The sequence below is a fragment of the Maribacter caenipelagi genome (assembly GCF_004364175.1).
Taxonomy (GTDB): domain Bacteria; phylum Bacteroidota; class Bacteroidia; order Flavobacteriales; family Flavobacteriaceae; genus Maribacter; species Maribacter caenipelagi.
Genome location: NZ_SNZW01000011.1, coordinates 494737 through 520066, shown reverse-complemented (window position 1 = coordinate 520066; position 25330 = coordinate 494737). Strand labels below are relative to the sequence as shown.

At 34.7% G+C, this 25330-nt stretch carries 23 protein-coding genes; 8 read left to right on the top strand and 15 right to left on the bottom strand.

Going from position 1 to position 25330, the window contains the following annotated elements:
- Positions 1-88 precede the first annotated feature (88 nt).
- The 4 genes from DFQ03_RS03035 (at position 89) to DFQ03_RS03020 (ending at position 4509) form a co-directional block, all read left to right on the top strand.
- Complete coding sequence (locus tag DFQ03_RS03035; protein WP_133671547.1) at positions 89-2371, top strand: M28 family peptidase; 2283 nt, start codon at positions 89-91, stop codon at positions 2369-2371.
- On the top strand, positions 2364-3170 hold the full coding sequence (locus DFQ03_RS03030; RefSeq protein WP_133671546.1) for an SDR family oxidoreductase: 807 nt from the start codon (positions 2364-2366) through the stop codon (positions 3168-3170). Before DFQ03_RS03035 ends, DFQ03_RS03030 begins: the two co-directional genes overlap by 8 nt.
- A 125-nt stretch (positions 3171-3295) precedes the next feature.
- The gene (locus DFQ03_RS03025; protein WP_133671545.1) at positions 3296-3670 is read left to right on the top strand and encodes a hypothetical protein; all 375 of its coding nucleotides are present in this window, start codon (positions 3296-3298) and stop codon (positions 3668-3670) included.
- Between the two features lie 134 nt (positions 3671-3804).
- Positions 3805-4509 (top strand): tetratricopeptide repeat protein, encoded by a 705-nt coding sequence (locus DFQ03_RS03020; protein WP_133671544.1) that lies wholly within the window; start codon positions 3805-3807, stop codon positions 4507-4509.
- A 51-nt stretch (positions 4510-4560) separates the two neighbouring features.
- On the opposite strand, the gene DFQ03_RS03015 is transcribed toward DFQ03_RS03020, so the two are convergent.
- Positions 4561-5055 (bottom strand): nuclear transport factor 2 family protein, encoded by a 495-nt coding sequence (locus tag DFQ03_RS03015; protein ID WP_133671543.1) that lies wholly within the window; start codon positions 5053-5055, stop codon positions 4561-4563.
- Positions 5042-5542, bottom strand: a complete 501-nt coding sequence (locus DFQ03_RS03010; protein ID WP_133671542.1) for a hypothetical protein — start codon at positions 5540-5542, stop codon at positions 5042-5044. The genes DFQ03_RS03015 and DFQ03_RS03010 overlap by 14 nt, the downstream gene beginning before the upstream one ends.
- Positions 5543-5605: 63 nt before the next feature.
- On the opposite strand from DFQ03_RS03010, the gene DFQ03_RS03005 reads away from it, so the two are divergent.
- On the top strand, positions 5606-6553 hold the full coding sequence (locus DFQ03_RS03005; protein WP_133671541.1) for an NAD-dependent epimerase/dehydratase family protein: 948 nt from the start codon (positions 5606-5608) through the stop codon (positions 6551-6553).
- A gap of 18 nt (positions 6554-6571) precedes the next feature.
- On the opposite strand, the gene rimK is transcribed toward DFQ03_RS03005, so the two are convergent.
- The 6 genes from rimK to DFQ03_RS02975 form a co-directional block, all read right to left on the bottom strand.
- Positions 6572-7942 (bottom strand): 30S ribosomal protein S6--L-glutamate ligase, encoded by a 1371-nt coding sequence (gene rimK / locus DFQ03_RS03000; protein WP_133671540.1) that lies wholly within the window; start codon positions 7940-7942, stop codon positions 6572-6574.
- A gap of 42 nt (positions 7943-7984) precedes the next feature.
- The gene (locus DFQ03_RS02995; protein WP_133671539.1) at positions 7985-9511 is read right to left on the bottom strand and encodes a bifunctional GNAT family N-acetyltransferase/carbon-nitrogen hydrolase family protein; all 1527 of its coding nucleotides are present in this window, start codon (positions 9509-9511) and stop codon (positions 7985-7987) included.
- Positions 9512-9623: 112 nt separating this feature from the next.
- A complete protein-coding gene (locus DFQ03_RS02990; RefSeq protein WP_133671538.1) occupies positions 9624-9947 on the bottom strand; it encodes a hypothetical protein in 324 nt (107 codons plus the stop codon).
- Between the two features lie 2 nt (positions 9948-9949).
- Positions 9950-10927 carry a deoxyhypusine synthase family protein gene (locus DFQ03_RS02985; RefSeq protein ID WP_133671537.1) on the bottom strand — a complete coding sequence of 326 codons (978 nt, stop codon included), beginning with the start codon at positions 10925-10927 and terminating at the stop codon, positions 9950-9952.
- Positions 10914-11852: an agmatinase gene (gene speB, locus DFQ03_RS02980; RefSeq protein ID WP_133671536.1), complete on the bottom strand. Its 939-nt coding sequence runs from the start codon at positions 11850-11852 to the stop codon at positions 10914-10916. Before speB ends, DFQ03_RS02985 begins: the two co-directional genes overlap by 14 nt.
- Positions 11853-11945: 93 nt before the next feature.
- Positions 11946-13358, bottom strand: coding sequence for an arginine decarboxylase (locus tag DFQ03_RS02975; RefSeq protein WP_133671535.1), 1413 nt, complete (start codon positions 13356-13358; stop codon positions 11946-11948).
- A gap of 483 nt (positions 13359-13841) precedes the next feature.
- Here DFQ03_RS02975 and DFQ03_RS02970 point away from each other — a divergent pair, with 483 nt between their 5' ends.
- Together DFQ03_RS02970 and DFQ03_RS02965 are read left to right on the top strand one after the other, a co-directional pair.
- Complete coding sequence (locus DFQ03_RS02970) at positions 13842-14591, top strand: hypothetical protein (RefSeq protein WP_243834404.1); 750 nt, start codon at positions 13842-13844, stop codon at positions 14589-14591.
- 553 nt (positions 14592-15144) lie between these two features.
- The gene (locus DFQ03_RS02965; protein ID WP_133671534.1) at positions 15145-16242 is read left to right on the top strand and encodes an adenylate/guanylate cyclase domain-containing protein; all 1098 of its coding nucleotides are present in this window, start codon (positions 15145-15147) and stop codon (positions 16240-16242) included.
- Here DFQ03_RS02965 and DFQ03_RS02960 read toward each other — a convergent pair.
- The 5 genes from DFQ03_RS02960 to DFQ03_RS02940 form a co-directional block, all read right to left on the bottom strand.
- Positions 16229-16687, bottom strand: a complete 459-nt coding sequence (locus DFQ03_RS02960; RefSeq protein ID WP_133671533.1) for a hypothetical protein — start codon at positions 16685-16687, stop codon at positions 16229-16231. The genes DFQ03_RS02965 and DFQ03_RS02960 overlap by 14 nt on opposite strands.
- A gap of 2 nt (positions 16688-16689) precedes the next feature.
- Entirely contained in the window at positions 16690-17349 is a 660-nt protein-coding gene (locus DFQ03_RS02955; RefSeq protein ID WP_133671532.1) for a hypothetical protein, read from the bottom strand.
- Complete coding sequence (locus DFQ03_RS02950) at positions 17339-17863, bottom strand: RNA polymerase sigma factor (protein ID WP_133671531.1); 525 nt, start codon at positions 17861-17863, stop codon at positions 17339-17341. Before DFQ03_RS02950 ends, DFQ03_RS02955 begins: the two co-directional genes overlap by 11 nt.
- 14 nt (positions 17864-17877) lie before the next feature.
- A complete protein-coding gene (locus DFQ03_RS02945) occupies positions 17878-18924 on the bottom strand; it encodes an alpha/beta hydrolase (RefSeq protein ID WP_133671530.1) in 1047 nt (348 codons plus the stop codon).
- A 738-nt stretch (positions 18925-19662) separates the two neighbouring features.
- Positions 19663-20235 carry a RidA family protein gene (locus DFQ03_RS02940; RefSeq protein ID WP_133671529.1) on the bottom strand — a complete coding sequence of 191 codons (573 nt, stop codon included), beginning with the start codon at positions 20233-20235 and terminating at the stop codon, positions 19663-19665.
- Between the two features lie 238 nt (positions 20236-20473).
- Between DFQ03_RS02940 and DFQ03_RS02935 the strand changes: the two genes are divergently transcribed.
- Positions 20474-21718, top strand: a complete 1245-nt coding sequence (locus tag DFQ03_RS02935) for an MFS transporter (RefSeq protein ID WP_133671528.1) — start codon at positions 20474-20476, stop codon at positions 21716-21718.
- 74 nt (positions 21719-21792) lie between these two features.
- On the opposite strand, the gene scpA is transcribed toward DFQ03_RS02935, so the two are convergent.
- Both scpA and DFQ03_RS02925 read right to left on the bottom strand, forming a co-directional pair.
- The gene (gene scpA / locus DFQ03_RS02930; protein WP_133671527.1) at positions 21793-23955 is read right to left on the bottom strand and encodes a methylmalonyl-CoA mutase; all 2163 of its coding nucleotides are present in this window, start codon (positions 23953-23955) and stop codon (positions 21793-21795) included.
- On the bottom strand, positions 23948-25321 hold the full coding sequence (locus DFQ03_RS02925) for a methylmalonyl-CoA mutase subunit beta (RefSeq protein WP_133671526.1): 1374 nt from the start codon (positions 25319-25321) through the stop codon (positions 23948-23950). The genes scpA and DFQ03_RS02925 overlap by 8 nt, the downstream gene beginning before the upstream one ends.
- Between the last annotated feature and the right edge of the window lie 9 nt (positions 25322-25330).

Genomic DNA, 25330 nt, shown 5'->3' with positions numbered 1-25330 from the left:
AAGAAATAAAACGAATTTTACTAATAATTTTCGATGTATACCTATTTATACTCAGTATTTTAGGTATTTTTAAAAGAATATCATAATTATGAGAAAAACACCAACCGTACTAACTTTACTTCTAATCATCCTTGCTACATATTGGAGTTTTAGAGTGTTACTACCACAATATAATGAGGGTGAAACAGTAGTAGAAACCGAATTTTCTACAGATAGAGCCTTGCAACATGTAAAAGAAATTTCGAAAGAACCACATGGTGTTGGTTTTCCTGCACATACGACTGTTCGTAATTATATTACTGCAGAACTTCAAAAGTTAGGTTTGGAAACCTCCTTGCAAGAAGGGTATACTGCTGGTGATTGGGGTAATTTAAGCAAAGCAGAAAATGTATTGGCTAGAATTAAAGGAAGTGGATCGGGTAAGGCATTATTACTGCTAAGTCATTATGATAGTAATCCGCATTCTTCATTAGGCGCTAGTGATGCAGGTAGTGGTGTTGCTACAATTCTAGAGGGCGTTAGGGCTTTTTTAAAAACAAATACCACACCTAAAAACGATATTATCATCCTAATATCCGATGCTGAAGAATTAGGTCTAAACGGTGCCGATTTATTTGTAGATAAGCATGAATGGCTGAAAGATGTTGGCTTGGTTTTAAATTTTGAAGCTCGTGGTAGTGGCGGACCAAGTTATATGTTAATGGAGACCAATAGAGGAAATAGTAAATTGATTACTGAATTTATAACTGCAAATCCTGAGTTTCCAGTAGCAAATTCACTTGCCTATAGTATTTATAAGATGTTACCCAATGATACCGATTTAACCGTATTTAGAGAAGATGGCGATGTAGAGGGGTTCAACTTTGCGTTTATTGATGATCACTTCGATTACCATACACAAATAGATAATTATGAAAGATTAGACAGAAACACATTGGCTCACCAAGGCAGCTACCTTATGCCCTTATTGACCTATTTCAGTAATGCTGATATTAGCAACTTAAAGAGCCTTGATGATAACGTATATTTCAATGTACCTTTCTTTAAAATGGTTTCATATCCGTTTAGTTGGATTATGCCCATGCTTGTCATTGCCATTCTCTTTTTTATAATCCTAATAATCTCCGGATTCAGAAAAAAGGTCTTGAATGGAAAAGATATTTTAAAAGGATTTATTCCCGTACTCTTTACTTTAATTGTTAACGGAGTCGTAGGGTTCTTCAGTTGGCAGTTTTTAAAATGGGTATACCCTGGCTATAATGACATATTACACGGCTTTACCTATAATGGTCATGCTTATATCTTTGCGTTCACCCTATTTTCATTAGGTACTTGTTTTTATGCCTACTATAAATTTAAAGTAATTAAAACCGCGAATTTATTGGTAGCTCCTTTCATAATTTGGATTGTCATTTGTGGACTAGTATCCGTGTATTTACAAGGAGCCGCATTTTTCATTATACCATTATATAGCTTTTTAGTTGCTTTTTACGTGCATATCAATCAAAAGAATCCGAATCCATTTTTACTGGTATTTCTTGGCATTCCGGCATTGTTCATATTCGCACCTTTCGTGAAAATGTTTCCGGTAGGCTTAGGTCTTAAAATGCTTGTTGCCACTACCCTTTTGACGACATTAATCTTCTTTTTATTACTTCCGTTAATAACTAAATATAGAAAAAAAGGTGCCTTGGCGTTTCTAAGTTTCTTATTATTTGCTGGCTTTATGGCATCCGCTCATATGAACTCTGGCTTTACTAACGATAGACCGAAACCAACTAGCTTATTATATGTTTTAGATACCGATGAAAATAAAGCAAAATGGGCAACTTACGAGCATCGACCTTCTGATTGGACTTCGCAATACATCACCAAAAAAGCTGTAGATACCCTTCTTTCAAAAAAGACGATTAGCAGTAAATACGGCTCTAATTTTACGTTTACAAATGAAGCCCCATTAAAGAATGTACCAAAACCAACTATTGAGGTGCTACTAGATACTATGGTAAGTAATATTCGTACAGTTCATTTATGTATTACTCCTAATAGACCTATAAACCGGTTGGAAGTTTTCACCAACGATGTTGATATAGTAAAGGCAGATGTAAACGGAATAGAATTGTCTGAGTATTTTCTTAAAAATAGATATGGAGGTAGACTGATTACACATTACATCAGTGATAAAAATTACACGGACATTATGCTAGAAGTACCAGTGGAACAAGAATTGGAACTTACCATATATGAAGCTTCTAATGATTTGCTTAAAAATGGATTGTTCTCTATACCGCAACGAAAAGAAGACCAAATATCTATGCCGTTTGTATTAAACGATGCTATTTTAACCATACAAAAAGTAAAATTTGACTAAGAAAATAGGTGTTATAGGTTGTGGATGGCTTGGCTTGCCCTTGGCTGAAAGTTTAATTGCAACTGGTTATTCTGTTAATGGAACTTCTACATCTGATGAGAAAATATCGGTTTTAAAGAAGAAAGGCATCACACCGTTTAAAATAGCTTTATCTGAAAATGAAATTAAAGGTGATATCGATGCATTTCTTGATTCGGTCTCGGTACTGGTTATAAATATTCCGCCGAAACTAAGAGGAAAAGGTCCTAAAGAAAGTTACATCACAAAGATTACATTACTGCACCAAGCTATTAAAAAATCGGGAGTAAAAAATATCATATTTGCTAGTAGCACAGCAGTTTATGGTGATACAGAAGGTATAGTTACCGAGAAAACCCCACCTCACCCCACTACCGAATCTGGTATACAATTAGTACAATGTGAAAACCTTTTAAAAAATGATAAAGAATTAAATACCACTATCATTCGTTTTGGCGGATTAATTGGACCGAACAGACATCCTGTAACCATGTTATCAGGTAGAGAAAACCTTAGTGGTGGTGACGCACCCATTAACCTTATTCATTTAGATGATTGTATTGGTATTATAAAAAGAGTAATTGAATACGAAAATTATAATGATGTTTTGAATGCCGTATACCCTGAGCATCCAACGAAAAAAGAATATTATACTAAACAAGCTGCCAAAAGAAGTATACCAGCACCACAATACGATGCTACTGGCAAAAATCAAAAAATAGTGTATTTTTGTAGTATTTTTCTTATTAACAAATACAACTTTCTTACATCTATAAACTAACCCTACACAACACTTAGCTTCCCTTTCACAACAAATACCCAAAAACAGCGTTAATATATTGTTGGTTTTCAACTACTTATCGACTTATGACATACCTTTGTATAACAATATAAAACCATAATATTATGAAGAAAGATAAATTACGGGAGAGGGTTTTAGTTGAATTAGAGAAGCTCATCTCCCTAAGTTGCAAGAACCCAAATGGTTCTAAAAAGTACGAAGAATTACATATTGCATTATTAAAAAAATACTATAATGCAACGAATGTAACTATAGACTATCATCGCCATAGAATTAAAATGGAAGTTATAGAAGACGATAGCTTGTATGACCCTAAAACGGTAAATACTTATTTACCAACATTTTACACGAATTTACTATTTAATAACTTGTGTAAGTTTCTAATTTCATGTGTTGAAAAAGACAATAAGAGTATTGGTTTTTATACACAGCTTTTAAATTCTTTTAGAAAATCTAATAACAGATTAGAAGTAGTTTAAGAATTTAAAAACTATTGAAGTTTAAAAAGGCGCCTTGTAGGGCGCCTTTTTCATTTCTAACATTTAAACCTTTCCTTAACAGCATCATACAGATTATTTTAATAGTTTAGCGCACTTTAAAAAGAACAAGAAAGATGAAAAAATCAGTTTTAATAGTTGTAGCTGCCGTATTATTCTCAGGTAGTTATGGATATTCACAGACCAAATCAGAATTACTAACGCATTACGAAGCATTTTATGACCAAATGCGTTTACAAGGCGATGTAGATGGTGTAATCAATGCATTGACGCACTTAAATATCTTATCGCCATCTCAACAACGAAATGATACCCTTGCCTATATTTATGCAAATGACAATCAACATTTGCAAGCGCTAAACATTATCGGAATCGAGAAAGTTGATTCTGATTCTAATTTAGCTATTCAAGTAAAAGCTGTTTCCCTAAAAGCTTTAAATCAGCCAAAAAGAGCCTTAGAACAATTTGAAGCATTAAATGCGAGAGAGCCAAATGCGTACCTTGCCTATGAATTGGCAGACTTAAAAGTACAAACTGGCGATAACGTGGGTGCAATGAAGCATGTTGAATACGGTATTACCAATGCTACAGATGACATGAAATATGCTTTTTACGAACGTCAACAACCTTACGAGGTTCCACTAAAAGCTGCATTTATTCATGTGAAAGCACTTATTCAGTATAATGTGGATAAAGATAATATTGATCAAGCAATCGCTACTTTAGACGAAGCATTGGCAATTGACCCTAATTTCAACTTAGCCAGTTTAAGTAAACAAGCTTTGACTTCTAGAAAAGAAGCTCCTGAAGAGAAAAAATAATAATAAAATATTATTGAAACTAAAAAGGCGAATCATACAGATTCGCCTTTTTTATTCCTTCATTTTAAGCTCTTGCAAGAGCAAATCATCTTTTTCCTTTTTCAGCGCTACCAGCTCATCTACCAAATCATTTGGTACAGCTATCGATAATACGTAATGTGCCACTTTCCAATGCCCGTCAACCTTTTTCAAGATTCCTGATCCACGACATATTTTCATTTGTGTGTCAAGTAGCTCATCGAACCAAGCTAAACTAGCATCGGTATTTACATAAATATTACGTTCTACCGCTGTGAAATTCCATGCCTTACCCTTATCAAAATACGGTTTAGAAAAGCTCATGAACTCATCTCGTTGCCAATTTTCAGAAGCATCTGTACCAATAAAAACAGCATCATCTGTCATTAATTCAAAATAAGCATCAAAATCTGCCGCACCAGCAGCAGCATGCCAAGCGTCAAGTGTTTCGATAATTTGGGTTTTGTCATCTTCTTGTGCAAATACCATGGTTGACAAAAGCACTAATAAAAGGCTAATTCTCTTCATTTTTGAGTAATTCATCTGGTAAGGTATTATTTACCACTACGTTAAACTGGTTTCTTAAGTCATTAAAAGCAGTAATCATTTGTATGATAGATTCCCTCGGGTTCTGTCGATACTCCAAATCACCTTTAGTTTTTAATACGTAAGTTTTAAATAACTTCTGGCGCGCTTTTATTTGTGGAATATTGAATTTTTCGGGATACTCACCTGTATCCATATTATTCTGATTTTCTATCAACTCATCTACGACAAACTGAAAATCTTCTATAAGTTCTGAAGTATAGATTTTATCAAAACTCTTTTCTAATGCGCTGTATTCCTTCCAATCGTTTAAGATTGTTTGTGCTTTAGCATCGACACGAATTTTAGTAGGCAAGCTATCTGTTGTCTCTTCCCATCGAGTTTCACGAATAGCATTATTTTCTTGTACAGCATCTTTACAAGAAGAAACCAATATAATTAATATTAAAAAAGAGATAATTTTGGACATAAGCGAATGTACAAATTTTAAGAAAAGGTATCTTTATCTCAAATTCATTTAACGCAAATTTTAATGCCAAAATACATATTGATTATTGGGGCCTGTGGTCAAATAGGAACAGAACTAACGTTAACGCTAAGAGAAAAACACGGTGGCGAACATATAATAGCCAGTGATATTAGAGAAGGTAACGATGAATTAATGGAATCTGGGCCGTTTGAAATTTTAGATGCCACCAATTATGATGCTCTAGAAGAGGTAATCGCCTATTACGATATATCTGAAGTGTATTTAATGGCTGCAATGTTAAGTGCTACTGCAGAGAAATTCCCCATGCGTGCGTGGAACCTGAATATGAACACGCTTTTCAATGTTTTGAATTTAGCAAAAGACAAAAAAATAGAAAAGATTTTCTGGCCGTCGAGTATTGCTGTTTTCGGTCCGAATACCCCAAAAGAAGATACTCCGCAAAATACCATTATGGAGCCAAGTACGGTATATGGTATAAGTAAACAAAGTGGAGAACGTTGGTGCGAGTATTATTTCAATAAGTTTAATGTGGATGTGAGAAGCATTCGTTACCCAGGACTTATTAGTTGGAAAACAATGCCAGGAGGCGGAACAACAGATTACGCCGTAGAAATCTATCACAAAGCACTTACGGAAGGCGCATATACCTGCTTTCTGGAAGAAGACACTAAATTACCTATGATGTTTATGGACGATGCCATACGTGCCACTTTACAGATTATGGAAGCACCAGAAGAGAATATTAAAGAACGTTCTGCTTACAACTTAGCGGCAATGAGTTTTACGCCTAAAGAAATGGCAGAAAATATTAAAGCCGTTCTACCAAAATTTAATATAGCCTTCAAACCTGATTTTAGGCAAGAGATTGCCAATTCATGGCCAAGTAGTATTGATGACACCAATGCACAAAAAGACTGGAAATGGAAAGCAGAATTCGACCTTCAAAAAACTACAGAAACAATGTTAAATAATTTGAAGAACAGGGTTTAGCCTGTTCTTCAAATTATTTTAATTTATAAACTTCAATCGCTTTTCAATTGCCATAATCATAGCATTGGCGATATCTTTACCTGTAGCATTTTCTATACCTTCTAAACCTGGCGAAGAATTTACCTCTAACAATAACGGACCTTTGTTGGAGCGAATAATATCTACACCAGCAACGGCAAGGTTCAATACTTTGGCAGCCTTTAACGCCAACTTTTTCTCGTCAGCGGTAATTTTAATAATAGAAGCGATGCCACCTTGGTGAATATTAGCTCTAAATTCTCCTTTTTGGGCTTGGCGTTGCATACTGGCCACTACTCTACCGTTTACCACGAAACAACGAATATCCTGACCGTTCGCTTCTTTAATAAACTCTTGTACTAAAATATTGGTATTAACACTCTTAAAAGCATTAATAACACTTTCTGCAGCCTTATTGGTTTCCGCCAGAACAACACCTTTACCTTGTGTACTTTCTAAAAGCTTAATAATTAACGGCGCACCATTAACCATTTTGATCAAATCTTTGGTATCCATCGGTGATTTTGCAAATCCGGTTATCGGTATATGAATATCATGATTAGAAAACAGCTGGGAAGCGAACAATTTATCTCTAGACTGTGTAATTGCTTCTGCTGAATTTTGACAATAGACTCCTAAATTATTGAATTGACGAATTAATGCACAACCGTAGAAAGTTACAGACGGTTTAATACGTGGAATAACAGCATCATAATCTTTAAGGATAATACCACCTCTATATCTTATTTCAGGAGAATGAGCATCGAGCTTCATATAGGCTTGTTCAACATTTAAAAAATGTATTTCATGACCTCTAGCCTCAGCAGCTTCCATTATTCTTTTATTACTATACAAATTAGGATTGCTTGCTAAAAGTGCAATCTTCAATCCCGTTTTTTCCTTAAAATAAGGAGCGTATAATTTATTTACGTCACTATCTTCAAATGATTGTAGCTGATAGTTTAATGCAGGGTTTACAATAAAACGTTCATTTAAAGCCTCTCTACCCAATAGCATACGAAACTCCATCGTATCTCTATTTGCTAGGGTCAACTCTATATCAAAAGTATCATCACCAATAGTAACGGGAGTTTTAATCACCAATCGTTCTTCAGATATACCCGATGAGCTTTTTACCATACGGCGAGCAACCAATCTTGCTTGACATTCAATAGCTATACTACGATTTTCTTGTAGCGGACTTACCTCAAACTTTACCCATTCTTGACCACTTTTTGTAATTATTTTAATATTGGTAGCTTGTATGGAAGATGTTTTTGCACCTGAATCTACCCTTGCTTTGATCGCAGGGATACCCAAATCATTAAATACACACCACTCTTCACTACCTATAATCTGTAAATTATCCAATTTTGTTGTTTTTTGCCTCCTTTTATATTGACGGAGTTTTTCTTATTTCTTTTTTAACTCAAATAAATCTGTTCTTCTATCGCGAAGATTACGTACCGCCCCAAACTGATTTAATTCGCGAAGCAAGCTAATATCTACATCGGCAATTAAAATCATTTCGGTATTCGGTGTCGCCTCTGCTTTAATTCCGTTTGTCGGAAAAGAGAAATCGCACGGTGTAAATACCATAGACTGTGCAAATTGAATATCCATATTCTGAACATTCGGCAAGTTGCCTACACTACCCGCAATGGCAACATAACATTCGTTTTCTATTGCACGTGCCTGAGCACAATTACGAACTCGAGAATAGCCGTTTTGTGTATCGGTCAAGAAAGGTACGAACAAAATATCCATACCCTCGTCAGCCAACAAACGACTAAGTTCTGGAAATTCAGAATCGTAGCATACCAACACTCCGATCTTACCACAATCGGTATCAAATGCTTTTAACTGATTACCACCTTGCATGCCCCATACTTTAGCTTCATCTGGCGTAACATGAAGTTTTTCATAACGCTCCATACTACCATCACGTCTGCATAAATAACCCACGTTGTACAAACGGCCATCTATCATTTCAGGCATACTACCTGTTATGATATTAATGTTATAGGATATTGAAAATTCTGAAAATTTTTGAGCAATTGCCTGTGTATGTTTTGCCAGTTCTCTAATAGCATCTGGCGTAGACATATGATTATTTACAGCCATTAAGGGCGCATTGAAAAACTCAGGAAACAAAGCGAAATCTGAACGATAACCAGAAACAGCATCAATAAAATATTCTGCCTGCTCTAATAACTCATCTAAATCTTTATAAGGGCGCATTTGCCACTGAATCAATCCTAAACGAATTATGGTTTTTTTAGTAGCAGCTTTCTTTGAAGGTTTTTGATAATAAATATTATCCCACTCCATCAAAATAGCGAAATCTTGAGATGCCTTATCACCATCTAAATACCCTTTCATTACTTTAGCAGGATGAAAATCATTGCTGATCTGAAAATTTAGAACCGGATCTTGAATTTCTTTACGACGAACCTTGTCAATATATTCTTTAGGCGAAAGCGCTGTCGCATAAGCATGATAATTTGGCATTCGACCACCAAATACAATACTCTTTAAGTTCAACTTTTCGCAAAGTTCTTTTCTGTAATCATACAAGCGACGCCCCAAACGAAGACCTCTAAAGCTTGGTTTTATAAAAACTTCGATACCATAAAGCACATCGCCCTCATCGTCATGGGTATCAAAACTATACTTTCCGGTAATTTGTTCGTAGGTATGGCTATCATCGAATGCATCATAGTCAACAACTATAGACAAGGCAACACCTGCTAATTGGCCGTTGATTTTGATAACTACCTGCCCCTCTGGAAATTTATCGATTAAAGACTTTATATGTTCCTCTTTCCAATATGACCCAGGCATGTTGGCATAAGCAGAAATCATTGCAGTTTTTAACTCTTGATAGTCATCAAGGTCTAAAAACTTTAATTCAATATTTTCAATTTCGTCAATTTTCATTTATCTGTTGTAAGCACAACGATATTTAGTTTAGTTATAAGTGAAAGTAATTATCCGGTCTACTGGAAGCAAACCGGAATTTTAAAGTGTAATCTTATAATGGACTAGAATACTAGTCTTCATCATCACCATCAACCATATCTTCTGGATCTGGCTCCACTACCGCTGTTGGATCATCATCATCGAAATCCTCATAATCATCTACATCGTAATTTTCCATCGTATACTCAAGCTTGGCACTGATTTTTACTAAATATTTTGTGTCTTCAGTTAAAACCTCAACTGCCTCGATACGTTCTCCCTGTCCATTTTTGAAAGAAATAATATTACGATCATCATAACCATCTGGGTACCTATCTACCAAAAGTTTAAGAACCTCCGGTGTCAATTTTTTAAAGTCCACAATGACTCTTTTTAAATGTGCGTTCTTGTCCATAATTACATGTCTAATAAGTAAGCAAAAATTAACGGCGCAACAATTGTCGCATCACTCTCAATTATATATTTAGGTGTATTGATATCTAATTTACCCCAAGTTATCTTTTCATTTGGCACTGCACCTGAATATGAACCATAACTGGTAGTACTATCACTAATTTGACAGAAATAGCTCCAGAAAGGTGTATCGGTACGTTCCATATCTTGATAAAGCATTGGCACTACACAAATAGGGAAATCGCCTGCGATACCACCACCAATTTGGAAGAATCCGATTCCGTTTTGTGAATTTTCAGTATACCAATCTGCCAAGAAGGTCATGTATTCAATACCAGATTTCATAGTACTTGCCTTCAACTCGCCTTTCATCACATACGATGCAAAAATATTACCCATAGTACTATCTTCCCAACCTGGGCAAATGATAGGTAAGTTCTTTTCTGCAGCTGCATACATCCACGAATCTTTAAGGTCTATTTCGTAATATTCCTCTAGCACTCCTGAAAGTAACATTTTATACATAAATTCATGAGGTAGAAAACGCTCGTCTTTATCATCGGCATCTTTCCAAATTTTGAAAATATGCTTTTGTAATCTTCTAAAAGCTTCCTCTTCTGGAATACAAGTATCCGTTACTCGGTTCAACCCTTTTTCTAACAGATCCCACTCGTCTTGCGGAGTCAAATCTCTGTAGTTAGGCACACGTTTGTAATGTGAATGTGCTACCAAGTTCATGATATCTTCTTCTAGGTTTGCACCTGTACAAGAAATGATCTGCACTTTATCTTGACGAATGACCTCAGCAAATATTTTACCTAATTCTGCTGTAGACATAGCACCAGCTAATGAAACCAACATTTTGGCACCATTTTCTAACTGCTCTTCATAGCCTTTTGCAGCATCAACTAATGCAGCGGCATTAAAGTGTAAATAGTATTTTTCTATAAAATTGGTGATTGCACCTTTAGTCTTCGTCATCTTCAAATTTTGAATTTGTATTTGCTTTATAATCTATATCAAAAGTATTGTCATACTCTTGATCGATCTCTTGCCCTGCAAATTTATAGCTGAGCATTTTGTAATATAATTTAGCCGCCAAGAAATCTGACGATCTATCATTTTTATTTGGGCAAAGTTCTACAATATCGAAACCTACTACATTTTTATCTTCAAAAACCTGCTTTAAGAATTCCATAGTTTCATACCAAAGCAATCCGCCTGGTTCTGGAGTTCCTGTAGAAGGCATAATAGAAGGATCAAAAGCATCTAGATCAAAAGTAATGAACACGTTCTCGGTCATGGCTTCAATTACCTTGTCCGTCCAATATTCATCATTGACCATATCATGTGCGAAGAATGTTTTTTCTTCATCCATTACGGTTTTTTCAATAACATCCATAGAACGAATACCCACCTGCACCAAATTAGTAGTCTGGTTAGCCTCGTATACAGCACAAGCATGGTTATACTTGGTACCTTCGTACGATTCTCTCAAATCGGCATGTGCATCTATCTGCAAGACTGTCAAGTTATCAAAACATTCATTAAAGGCACGTATAGAGCCAATTGAAATTGAATGCTCACCTCCAAAAAGGGTTACAAACTTGTTACGTTTAATAAAGTCTTTAGTAATAGCATGAACTTCATTGACCATAGCCTCGGGCGAACTGTTTACAGTTATAGGTTCGGTTAAATGAATACCTTGTTTGTAAACCTCAGAATCGGTTTCAATGTCATACAATTCCATGTTTTCAGAAGCTTCCAAGAAAGCTTCAGGACCTTTGTCCGCTCCTTTACCCCAAGTACTGGTTCCATCATAAGGAACAGGTATCAAGATAATTTTCGATTTTTCTAGTTGTGCGAATTCATCGGAAATACCGGCATAATTCTTAGATGTACTCATGATATTTTAGCTATTGTTAAGTGGTTTTTTAGTACTATTTTCAATTTTATATACGTAATTCTATTTGTATCGGTTTTTATGACCAAACTATTTTTATTCATCGTCAGCAGTTACATCGTACCCTAAAATACCTAGTAAATCTTCTGCCTTTTGCTGTGCGCGAAATTGTTTGTAAGTGAAGTTACCGTTTTCATCTTTATCAATCAATATATGTTTTGGCTGCGGAATTAAACAGTGCTGTAAACCGCCATACCCACCAATAGTCTCTTGATAAGCACCTGTGTTGAAAAACCCAATATAAAGTGGTTTTTCTCTCTTATATTTTGGCAAATAAATAGCGTTCATGTTCTGCTCACTGTTATAGTAATCATCACTGTCACAGGTTAGACCGCCTAACAACACACGCTCATATTCATCGTTCCAACGGTTAATTGGTAACATGATAAATCTTTTGTTGATTGCCCAAGTATCTGGTAAAGTAGTTATGAAAGATGAATCTATCATATTCCATTTCTCTCTATCGTTCTGTTGTTTCTGATATAATATCTCATAGATGGCACCACCACTTTCACCTACCGTGAAGCTACCAAATTCAGTGAATATATGAGGAACAGGAACATCTGCTTCTGAACACGTAATATTTATCTGATTTAGAATTTCATTGATCATGTATTGGTAATCGTATTCGAAAGCCAATGAGTTTTTAATTGGGAATCCGCCTCCAATGTTCAAGCTATCTAATGAAGGGCATATCTTTTTTAAACGAACATATACTTTTAAACATTTTACAAGCTCGTTCCAGTAATAGGCATTGTCACGAATACCGGTATTAATAAAAAAGTGAAGCATCTTTAGCTCTACCTTATCATTGTCTTTTATTTGATTTTCGTAAAACGGAACAATATTCTTATACCCAATACCCAAACGAGAAGTATAAAACTCAAATTTTGGCTCTTCTTCTGATGCTATTCGAATACCTACTTTGAACGTATCGTTGATAGCATCTGATAATAAATCTATCTCTTCGTAATTGTCAATAATTGGCACACAATTCTGGTGACCATTATTGATTAAACGAGCAATATTTTCAATGTATTTTTCGCGCTTGAATCCGTTACAGATTACATAAGTTTGATCTGTTAATTTACCGTCTTTCTTAAGCTTTTCAATAATATTGATATCAAAAGCAGAAGAGGTTTCCATGTGTATCTCATTCTTAAGGGCTTCATGCATTACATGTTGAAAATGCGAACTTTTAGTACAATAACAATAGTGGTATTTGCCTTTATAGTTATTCTTTTCTATAGCGTTTGCGAACCAATTTTGGGCTCTCAATATATTTTCAGAAATTTTTGGGAGGTATGTAAATTTCAAAGGACTACCGTATTGTTGAACCAAATCGTTCAACGGAATGCCGTGAAATTGTAAGTGCTCACCATTTAAATTAAACTCTTCTTGTGGAAAATAATAAGTTTGATCAATAAGATCAATGTATTTGGTATTCATGAAATTGAATATTAAATAATAATGAAATATGATTATGATAAATGTAGTAACTAGCCTATAGACTTAAAGTTAAGAAAACGTAACTATTTTAAGTAAGATATCACACCAGAATTTGCTTCTGAGTAGTAGGAATAAAAAAATAGTCATGCTGACTTTGCATGATAGTAGAAAATGAGTTGGAAGTTTGCTTAACTAATCGGCAACCTATCTTATAAGCCATTTGAGAAAAATACTTCCAATTTCCCTCAAACCCGAACATAGAATAACGATACATAATGTTCAGCTAAAAGCTTGAAATCTCTATTACACAAAGTTGTGTATTAGAACAGGACAAATGAAATCAAAAAAATTGAAAAAACAAGGTTTTTTATTTTTTTTACGACCAGCAACAAAATTTTTAAAAATTATACCTGAATATTTTAAAAACAACACATAACTATCTTATTTTTAACAGATTAAAATAACGAACCTAAATCTTATAAAATGAAAAATAATAATTTAAAAGCACTATATTTCGCAATAGTTCTTTTTTTTACAGCAAGTTTAGCTTCCTACAGTCAAATTGAGCGCAGAATTTATGTCGATACTGTTGAAAACAATACTGCAAAAAGAGTGCATCAAGTAAAAATTACCGAGGACTATTTGATCTACAACGAGTACGAAATTGAACCTGCTAAATTCATTAAAACGGTCGGTGGCTTTTTTAAAATTGAGCAAACTACATTAGAAAAGCTAATGGTAGTGCTTTTAGAATTTAATTCTGACTTCGAAAATGATGGTGTTAGACAACTATCAATTTCTATTGAGGAAGAAGGTGAAAAGCTAAAAATGAACTGGACCCAACCATTAACATTAGAACCTGTAAAAGCCTCTACACAAGATTTAGACGGAGCATGGCTTTTTGCCACTAGAGGGCCAGATACCGGGCAAGAAAGACGCGGTGAAGAAAATTCAAGAAAGACTTTAAAACTTTTAATTGACAATACTTTTCAGTGGATTGCCTATGATACCGAATCTTTTCGAGTTTCAGGAACCGGAGGCGGTACTTACAAAGCTGAAAACGGTATTTACAAAGAAGAAATTGAATTTTTCTCAAAAGATAATTCTAGAGTCGGCGCACAATTAGAATTCAATTATAAACTCGAAAGCGATGATTGGCACCACACAGGAAAAAATAGTAAAGGTGAACTTATGTATGAGATTTGGAGCAAAAGAATAATGACAGGATCATAAAAAAATGGGTTATTTACTGATGAAAAAACCACTACCCAGCTATTAATTACTGGCATATTATTATCAAACTTTAAAATGATACCGTTTATCGAAAATAACTTTAGATGAACCTTGCACTACCATACTTTTTATAGTTTAGCTGAAAATTCCTACTTATGTCCAACTACATTAATCTTTTCGGATTTTTCGCAATTTGTTTAATAGTTGCCTTTTTAGTGGTATTCTTTTTTAGCGAAAACAAAAATTAAATCCGCAAAGGTCAGTTGTATTCGGAAACATTAGTCATGACTATATGGCAAAAGAAAAGCCGATTGAACAAATCGGCTTTACCAAACTAACTCAAACTAAGAACGTATCCCTTTATTAGGGCGCTGCAAAATTAGGGATCATTGTTTTCTACAAGGTCATTTGTACGTAAACATACTGTTATGAAATTGATATGTTCATTTCATAAAACCCTAAACACTTTCGCCTATTCATATTTCCATTATAATCCCGGTCTTTTCTATTATTCTTTGCTATTTTAGTTATAACCAAGAGAATAATAACGGGTATGGGTTTGTCTCCTAAATCAAAAAGAAGATTACAACGTATTTTACCATTTGGTGTAATATGGTTTGTAATTGGTCTTTTTGTTTTATTTATTCAAGAAGCAGCTACCGGCAATAAAAACATAAACCCTAATGTAGTAATCACATTAACCCCCAAGGTCTTCGTTTTCGCGATGATTTCAGTTACCATTATCGGTCTATTGGTAGGTGCAGTAGAAATTTTGTGGCTTGGAAAATTATTTAACAACAAAACCTTTTATAAAAAGATCTTTTACAAACTCAGCTTCTATACATTTTTCTTAGTGCTTACCATTATTATTGTATACCCTTTTGCAGCTTCTATAGAGCTTGGGCTATCACCATTGAACGAATTGGTTTTAAACAAACTATCTAATTTTTTAATTAGTCTTGACTTTTTAAGCACTTTGGGATCTATTGCTGTGAGTCTTTTTGTTAGTCTCTTTTATTCGGAAATTAGTTATAATGTAGGCGATTCAGTACTCATGAATTTCTTTACCGGAAAGTATCATAAGCCCATTCAAGAAAAACGCATATTCTTGTTTTGTGATATGAAATCTTCTACCACCATCGCAGAACAATTAGGCCATATTGAGTATTTTAAACTGCTAAAAGCCTACTATAGCGATTTTACCAATGCTATCATAAATCATTCGGGTGCGGTGTACCAATATGTAGGCGATGAAATTATTATCTCTTGGAAGTTTGAGGAAGGAATAAAGAATAACAACTGGATAAACTGTTTTTTAGCCATGAAGCAAGACCTGCATAAAAAAGCGAATTGGTATAAAAATAACTTTGGTTTGGAACCCACTTTCAAATCCGGTTTTCACGTAGGTGAAGTCACTACTGGTGAAATAGGCACTTTAAAAAAAGAAATCATTTTCACTGGTGATGTTTTAAATACTACCGCAAGAATTCAAGGGCTCTGTAACTCACATAATGTTGATATATTAATTTCCGAGGAACTCATTAAAGAGCTAAAACCAGATAATAGTTTAGAAGTAAAGTCCAAGGGCATTGCCGAATTAAAAGGTAAGGAGCAAAAAATGGAACTCTTTACGGTTTCTAGAAGTAGTTGAAGTAAAAGGCAATAATATTACCTAATACAAAACTAAAAATTACATTTCTAATTAATATTTTACCAGAATTGAACGCATTGGAAAAGGCTATATAAAAGGCAATACCACCACTAACCAAGAATACCAGCATAATAAATATGGGAATTGAAGATGTACCTAGTCCAAGCAAATTGAGAATGCCATTTAACGCCACAGTAAAGGCAAACAGCGCCATTGCAAAATTTGTTTTCTTGTGACCTATAAAGAGATAATATGCTGCCGCCAATAATTCTACACAAATAGCAATGGCGCCAAACTGACCGTAATAAGCCTTGGTAAAATATTCGCCAAGATGATGTGGAGCATCAACTTTTAAAAATAAAATCACACCAAAAACTATAGCAAGTACACCAAAAATAATGGCAATTAATTTTCTTTTACGTACAGAATGAGTTTTGTTTTTCATGATTACTTTTTAAATTCTTCAATATCGTTTAAAAACTCCATTGCCTTTTTGGTATTGGCACTTGCGAGAATATTTATAGTTTTTCTTACCCATTTAATATGCATGTTAATATAACTAAGCTTTTTAAGAAACCATATTAATGGTATCAACAATAATGCATTAATGATTATATATCTATGTACAAAAGCAGCATCTAAATGAGGAAAAATATCAAAATCGAAAAAGTAAGCTAATGCTACTATAGGGTAAGTCCACCACACCGGTGCAGATAGAAAAGCAAGTTTTATAAATAACAAACTATGCATGTTTATCTTTTCTATTTTCTCCCTAATTTCTATAATAGGTTTGGCATAATCAATTTGGGCAGCTAAAGCCACTTCCCCTATACTACCAATAAGGGCTATGAGAGCAAAAACATATAAAATAATACCGCTAACAGCCAAATGTAACACTCCCCAATGATCGGCTGTAAATTTACCAAGCACTATCATCACCATTAAGAAAAACACTACTTCTATACTTCTTAATATTAAAATTTTATTTGTTTGTTTTTTGGTATTATTAAGCTTCATCTTTTCTATCGAAGCCTTGTTTAAACTTAGAACACTATCTAACTTGTCATTATATTCTGCAAAAAGTTCTCTTATTTCTTTATCTTCCATGGCTCTTAATTTTATCAAATTCTTTCTTAATCTTTACTTTTATCCTGCCAATTTTGGTACCTACATTAGTGGTAGAAACACCTAATATATCAGCGATTTCTTCATAACTGTTTTCTTCTAAATACAATAACATAATTGCCTTATCGAGCTCTTTTAGTTTTTGAATAAACTCCTGAAGTAATTTTACATTTGCCGATAGTTCCAACGCTTCCACATTATTACCATCTTCTAAACAAAACACAGATTCATCATTAAAAAAATCATTTTTTTGATACCATTTTTTCTCTTTTCTATAAAACGAAATAGCGGTATTTAATGCAATTCGGTACATCCAGGTAGTAAACTTGTACTTGGGATTATAGTTATCAAAAGCATTCCATAATTGAATGACAATCTCTTGTTCTAAGTCCTTCCTGTCTTCACGTTGTGGACAATAAGAGTTCACTATTTTATAGATGATACGTTTATGTTCATCTATCACACTTATGAATTTTTCCTTTTTGGTCGGTTCCATGTGTTGGCTGGTGATTACTGTAAGTTATGGCTATTGAACCATTTAGCAATAATTTTCATTGATTTATCATTATGACGAATTCCATTATGGGTTTCCTCATTAATTATAAATACTGCACCATTACTATTCTCTGTAATTGCTTTAGGGTATTCACTCGCATTAAATACCTCATCATTGGCGCCAACCAGTACCAACAAAGGCTTAGTTACATTTTTCAACCCTACTTTATAATCAGAAGGATACATGCTTTCATTGGCTAGATAACTATACTTGGTTACCGGCATAGATTCTGGCAGGTTAAAAAACAGTATAGGTAAATCATTATAATTAGTTTCACCAATAGCATTCATCATTTTAATACCTATAATTCTATTTAAATGCAATTTTAAGAACGGTTCTTGATCCCCTTCTAACGGTTCTACTTTTATTGTGGGTGAATTTGCACCTAATTGTGGCGCAAAAAGCAAATAACCTTCAACTTCCGGAGCATCTTGAGCCATGACATATTTTAAAATAACACCTCCACCCATGGAGTGCCCAGCGAGTATTATTTTCTGTTGAGGCTGTTCTTTTTTGATACTTGCAACAACATCGATAACATCATCTACATACTGGTTTATGTAAGATACATCGCCAGGTGTACCTTCAGATTGCCCATGCCCTCTAAAATCAAGTGCTACAATTGTACTATGCGTGGCCTCTTGTAGCAGTCCTGCTGTTTTATTCATCATATAAGCACTAGACAAAATACCATGTAAAAGAAGGATTGTGGTATCACTGTCACTTTTGTATTGATAAGCGAACAACTGTTTTCCATCTCTAACTGCAAACTTTATTGGTTTGTTCTTATATATCTGTTCCAAACCTAAATCAGACATTGCTTTGGCATCCATAGGTTTTCGATTTTCCTGAAGATTAAATGTTGGATCAGGTAGGTTTATCAGATTTGTAACTTCATTCTGTACTTTTTCAAATTGTTCCCAATTATCTTCCTGTGCCCTTACTGATGACATTGTTAAGAGTAAGACGAACATCATTAGGTTAACTACTACTTTTTTCATGACTGTTTGATTTTTTGATTTTTTGATTGTTTATTATATGATTCGCATCAAATTGGATAAAATCACACTTTATATCTATTATTTTTATAAACCATTGATAATCAATATAATTTTAGACTAAATCTTACAAGTAAAAGTTATGATATTCATACCTGAGTTCTAAACGATAAACAACATAGAAAATTAAAAATCATTGAAGCCAAATAAGCTTTCGTAGATGAATTGATCGCTTCTGGGTTAGACTTTAGCATAATACGTCCTAACGGATTTTTCTCGGATATGAAAGCATTTTTAAAACGGCAATTAAAGGCAAGGTGTATCTTTCTGGTAGTGGTAAGAAAAAAATAAATCAATTTTCGGAAAAGATTTAGCCATTGCCTGTGCAGATAATCTTCAAGTATCGAACAAAGGAATCAATATTTATAGTATGGGTTTTTAAAACAAAACGGAGTGGTAGAATTGGTTTTTTTAGCTAGTGACAAACCGATAAGCAATATCCAATTACCTCAATGGTTTAGAAAATCAGTTTTATAAATATTACGAAAATTCCGTTGACACGTTATGGTAGCCAACAGTTGCTTACATTTATTAAGAATGAAATAAATGTTATAAAACTATAAATTTTACTAGCGTTTCTTATTCAAAATCAAATTATGAATATTCCTGACAAGAACACCTTATTTACGCTAAAAAACTATGTTATCACCGATCTTTTAAAGAAAATCTAGCTAAGCTACGTTACTCATACACCTCAACAACCATCTCTACCTCAACAGCCATATTCCCTGGTAATGACCCCATACCAACAGCAGCTCGTGCATGTTTCCCTTTTTCTCCAAAAACAACTACCATTAAATCTGAATAGCCGTTTATGACCTTTGAATGATCCTTAAAATCTGATGTGGCATTGACCATACCATGTACACTTACAATTCTCTTTACTTTATTAAGATTACCAAGTTCTGCTTTTAAAACCGATAATTGATTAATACCTACCTCTCGAGCAGCCTTATAACCCTGGTCTATAGTTAAGCTATCGCCTAGCTTACCAATAATATTTTCACCATTAGCCTGTTTTGGACCCTTACCCGCTAAAAACAAAAGATTGCCCGTTCTTACAGCATGTACATAATTTGCAACTGGTGTGCCCTGATCTCGTAATACAATCCCTAAACTATCTATAACAGTTTCTGGGTTATAATTAGTTGCCACTTTAGCGGTCGTGGAATCATTTTCTACTTCAGCTGGCTTGTCTATATCGCCACAACTCAGAACTACAGCGGCTAAAAGCATTAAAACAGAGTATTTCATATTTTTCAAATTAAAGGTGGTTATTTAAACTACAAGTTACCTAATACTTCATAATCAACACAATACCCCTAAAAATGACATGCCACACATTGCATAAAAAACACTAAAATTTGTGTAAATACTATTTTTTGTGCTTTCTGTCGTACTTAAGGTATCATTTTACTAAAAAAGTACTAATATTATTTCATTTTTATTAGTTTAGCAAATTAACCAAAACAACAACTAAATCAATTTAAATATGGACAGTTCTAACTCAACTTCTAAAGTAAATGCAAATAGGCTCTTTTATGCCAGCTGTTTCGCATTAATTACCACGGCATTCTCCTTTGCCATTGCGGCAGGTATATTAGACCAATTAAAAACAGAATTAGAATTAAGTGCCAGTCAAGCGGGACTAATAACCTCTATGTGGTTTTTAGGTTTCCCTATTGCTATGGTAATCGGTGGTTTAATTTATCATAAAGTAGGTGGTAAAGTAATTATGCAGTTTGCATTTTTTGCGCATGCCATAGGTATTTTACTATTAATATTTTCAGGAAGTTACATTGGGCTTTTAGTAGCAAACTTATTAATAGGTCTTGGTAACGGATGTACCGAAGCTGCTTGTAACCCAATGATTGCAGATGCGTATAAAGGTAATAGAATGAGTACCATGCTTAACAGATTCCACATGTGGTTTCCTGGTGGTATTGCCGTAGGTAGCTTGCTATCTGGTTTTATGACAGATTTCGGCATCATTGGTCAAAGTCAAGTATGGTTATTATTAATACCGGCAGTAATCTATGCTTATTTATTTTATGGACAAACTTGGCCTAAGGCAAAAATCGAAGAAGCGGCAACTATAAGCGGAAACCTAAAAGGTATGTTTACTCCGCTATTTTTATTTATAGGAATATGTATGGCACTTACTGCAATTTCTGAATTCGGACCAAACCAATGGGTAAGTCTTATTCTTTCTAAAAGCGGGGCTGAGCCAACAATAATTTTAGCATTAACAGCAGGTTTAATGGCTGTAGCACGTTACTTTGGAGGAAGCATGGTTGCTAAATTTAACCAAACAGGTGTTCTTTTAGGCTCTGCGATTTTAGCGACTTTAGGTATCTATTTATTTAGTACACAAACAGGGGCTATGGCTTATGTTGCCGCTGTAATTTTTGCGCTAGGTGTTGCTTACTTCTGGCCTAACATGATTGGTTTGGCTGCCACCAAAACACCAAAAACAGGAGCTTTAGGAATGTCTATCATTGGAGCAATAGGAATGTTCTCATCTTCTATTTTTCAACCAATTATTGGTGGTTGGATCGATGCGGATAGAGCGGCTGCGGAAGCACAAGGATTCACAGGTGATGAGTTAGAATTAGTATCAGGTCAAGAAACTTTGGGTACTATGGTTCTTTTTCCTGCTATCTTAATAGTTCTATTTACCATTCTTTATTTCTGGCTTAAGAACAAAGAGGCTAATGCAGAAGTTGCCACAGCATAATTTCTTTTATTGATTCAAAAAATGCCCGAACAATGAATTTGTTCGGGCATTTTTTGTTTTATAGTGTTGCAATTCTATTCTAAAAGTAATTCTAACAATTGAATTGCCGCATCACTGATTTTGGTTCCTGGACCAAATACTGCTGTAGCTCCAGCTTCCTTTAGAAAATCATAGTCTTGTTTCGGTATTACTCCACCAACTATAACCATAATATCTTCGCGACCATAGCTTTTAAGTTCTTTGACCACTTCTGGCACTAAGGTTTTATGCCCTCCAGCGAGCGAAGAAATTCCTAATATATGCACGTCATTTTCGACTGCCTGCTTAGCCGTTTCTTTCGGAGTTTGAAAAAGCGGACCTATATCTACATCAAAACCAAGATCGGCGTAACCCGTAGCCACAACCTTAGCTCCACGATCATGACCGTCTTGCCCCATTTTTGCGACCATAATACGAGGTCTACGACCATCTTTTTCTGCAAATTGATCTGCTAGCTCCTGTGCTTTCTTAAAACTTTTATCTTCTTTTATTTCTCTTGAATACACGCCAGTAAATGAATTTATAATTGCCTTATGTCTACCAAATGCCTCTTCAAGAGCGTTACTAATTTCGCCCAACGTGGCTCTTTCTCTTGCAGCATCTACTGCTAAAGCTAATAAATTTTCTTGCGAATCGCCATCTTCTAATTTAGTTTTCGCCGCTATCGTAAGTACCTTCAACTTTTCATTTACCAAAGCTGAATTTCTATTCGCTTTAATTTTCTCTAATCGCTGTAATTGCTGTCTGCGAACTTCTTTATTGTCGACCTCTAAAATCTGAAGTTCATCTTCTTCGGTCAATTGATACTTATTAACGCCGACAATTACATCTTGCTGACTATCTATTCGCGCCTGTTTTCTAGCGGCAGCTTCTTCAATTCTAGTTTTAGGTATACCCGTTTCAATCGCCTTGGTCATACCACCAAGATTCTCTACTTCTTCCATTAGTTCCCAAGCTTTATGCACTAACTCATGTGTAAGTTTCTCTACATAATAACTACCTGCCCAAGGGTCAACGGTCTTCGTAATATTCGTTTCTTGTTGCAGATATATCTGAGTTTCTCTTGCAATACGCGCAGAGAAATCTGTAGGTAACGCTATTGCCTCATCTAATGCATTGGTATGTAAGCTTTGCGTACCGCCAAAAACGGCAGCAGCAGCTTCTATAGTTGTTCTCGCTACATTGTTAAATGGATCTTGCTCGGTAAGGCTCCAACCACTAGTTTGGCAGTGTGTTCTTAGCATCAAAGATTTCTCGTTCTTCGGATTGAATTCTTTCACCACTTTTGCCCAAAGCATTCTTGCTGCTCGCATTTTGGCAATTTCCATAAAGTGATTCATCCCTATTCCCCAGAAAAAGGAAAGTCGTGGTGCAAAATCATCAATCTGTAAACCCGCTTTTATTCCTGTTCTTATATATTCCAATCCGTCAGATAGTGTATACGCCAACTCTAAATGTGCCGGCGCACCCGCTTCGTGCATGTGATAACCAGAAATACTGATACTATTAAACTTGGGCATGTGTTTACTGGTATACTCAAATATATCTGCCACCAATTGCATAGAAGGCTTTGGCGGGTAGATATAGGTGTTACGCACCATAAACTCCTTAAGAATATCATTTTGTATGGTACCGGATAACTTATCTAATGAAACGCCCTGTTCTTCGGCAGCAACGATATAAAATGCCATTATTGGCAATACCGCACCGTTCATGGTCATAGAAACAGACATTTCGTTTAGGGGAATGCCATCGAAGAGTACTTTCATATCTTCCACGCTATCTATCGCAACACCTGCTTTACCCACATCACCCACTACTCTTTCATGGTCACTATCATAACCTCTGTGGGTAGGTAAATCAAAAGCGACCGATAATCCCTTCTGACCTGCCTTTAAATTCTTTCTGTAAAATTCATTGCTCTCTTTAGCCGTTGAAAATCCAGCATATTGCCTAATTGTCCATGGGCGTAATACATACATGGTCGAATATGGTCCACGCAAAAATGGCGGTATGCCTGCGGCAAAATTTAAATGCTCAATATCAGCAATATCCTCTTTAACATATTTCTTTTTTAATAAAACTGTTTCCGCCGTAGTAAATGTTGATTCTTCTGTTCCTGAGGCTATATCATGCTGATCAGTACCTGTTATTCCCGAATCTTTCAATTGAATATGTTGTACGTTTTTTCTACTCATGTGACAAACGGTTTTGCTCTAGTTCTTCTGCTAATCGTTTTTCGATAATCGGAGTAATCAATGTTTTTCGAGGATTCTTTTTTACAAACGGATACAGTTCTATTTCTTGCGCCATTTTATCATTCTCATTTTGAAATGCGTTAGACCCTACCAAAACTGTTTTCTTAGTATTGAATTTCTCTTGTTGCTTTTTAGCACTATCAGCAATTCTATTTTGAATCGTATGATTTTTTAGTTGCTTTAAGAATCCGCCATCCTTTTCTATAGCCTTGAATAAAATCAACGCTTTCTCTGCTAATTGAGTACTTATAGTTTCTATATAATAACTGCCTTCTGCTGGGTTTTCTACTTTATCAAAATAGCTTTCTTCTTTTAATAAAAGAAGCTGATTAAAAGCAATACGTTCTGCAAAGTCATTATCCTTTTTATATTCTGAATTATAGTTTAAGTTAAAAACAGAATCAGACCCACCTAGTAACGCAGACATACATTCGGTAGTAGTTCTAAGCAAGTTTACATTATAATCGTAAATAGTTTTATTTCGTTTAGAGGGTTGTGTAGTAATGTGACATGGAATAGAAATTTCATATGCTTGCGCAAGCACATTCCAAAGATTACGCAACGCTTTTATCTTAGCAATTTCAAAAAAATAATTACCCCCAACCGCTACCTTGAAATCTATATTTTTAAGGTTTGTTAGGTTTCCACTCTCCTGTAAAATATTCAAATATTCATTGGCATGAGATAAGGCATCTGCCAATTGTTGCACCATATCTGCGCCAGCATTTTGGTACAGCGAAACATCTACACTCAGTAAATTGTCAATATTAAGTGCTGCTAGATCATTTACTATGTGAATATCTGAAGACATAGATTCGTACCAGTTTCCTGATCTTGCCAAATGACCGATAGGATCAATTTGAAAATGTATCTTATTAGAATCAGTAACCTTATCTAGAATTTGAGCTATATAATCTTTAGACAAAAATTGCATGTCAAAATAGACATTGATAACATTTAAATCAATATTGTTCAAAATAACCGAAGCATCTACTGCATTGGTCGGAATAACAAACCTAATAGCTTTAGCTCCTTTTGCTATATATTTTAGTGCCTTTTCATTAGCCATTATAGCATTACCTGCGTAAATAACCTGACCAATATTCCAAGAAGTAATATGAGAAGAAGCACCTGCAATGTGCTCTAAATCTTCAGCATGGTAAAAAGGCTTAACTTTAATACCTTCAGGAGAATTCCATACCACTTCTTCATTATAATCCTTCCCTTTTAAATCATATTGAATTTTCTGTTTCCATTCTTTTTCAGAAACGGGATTGAAATTCTCAAATAAGGTATTACCCTTCATACAAGACGG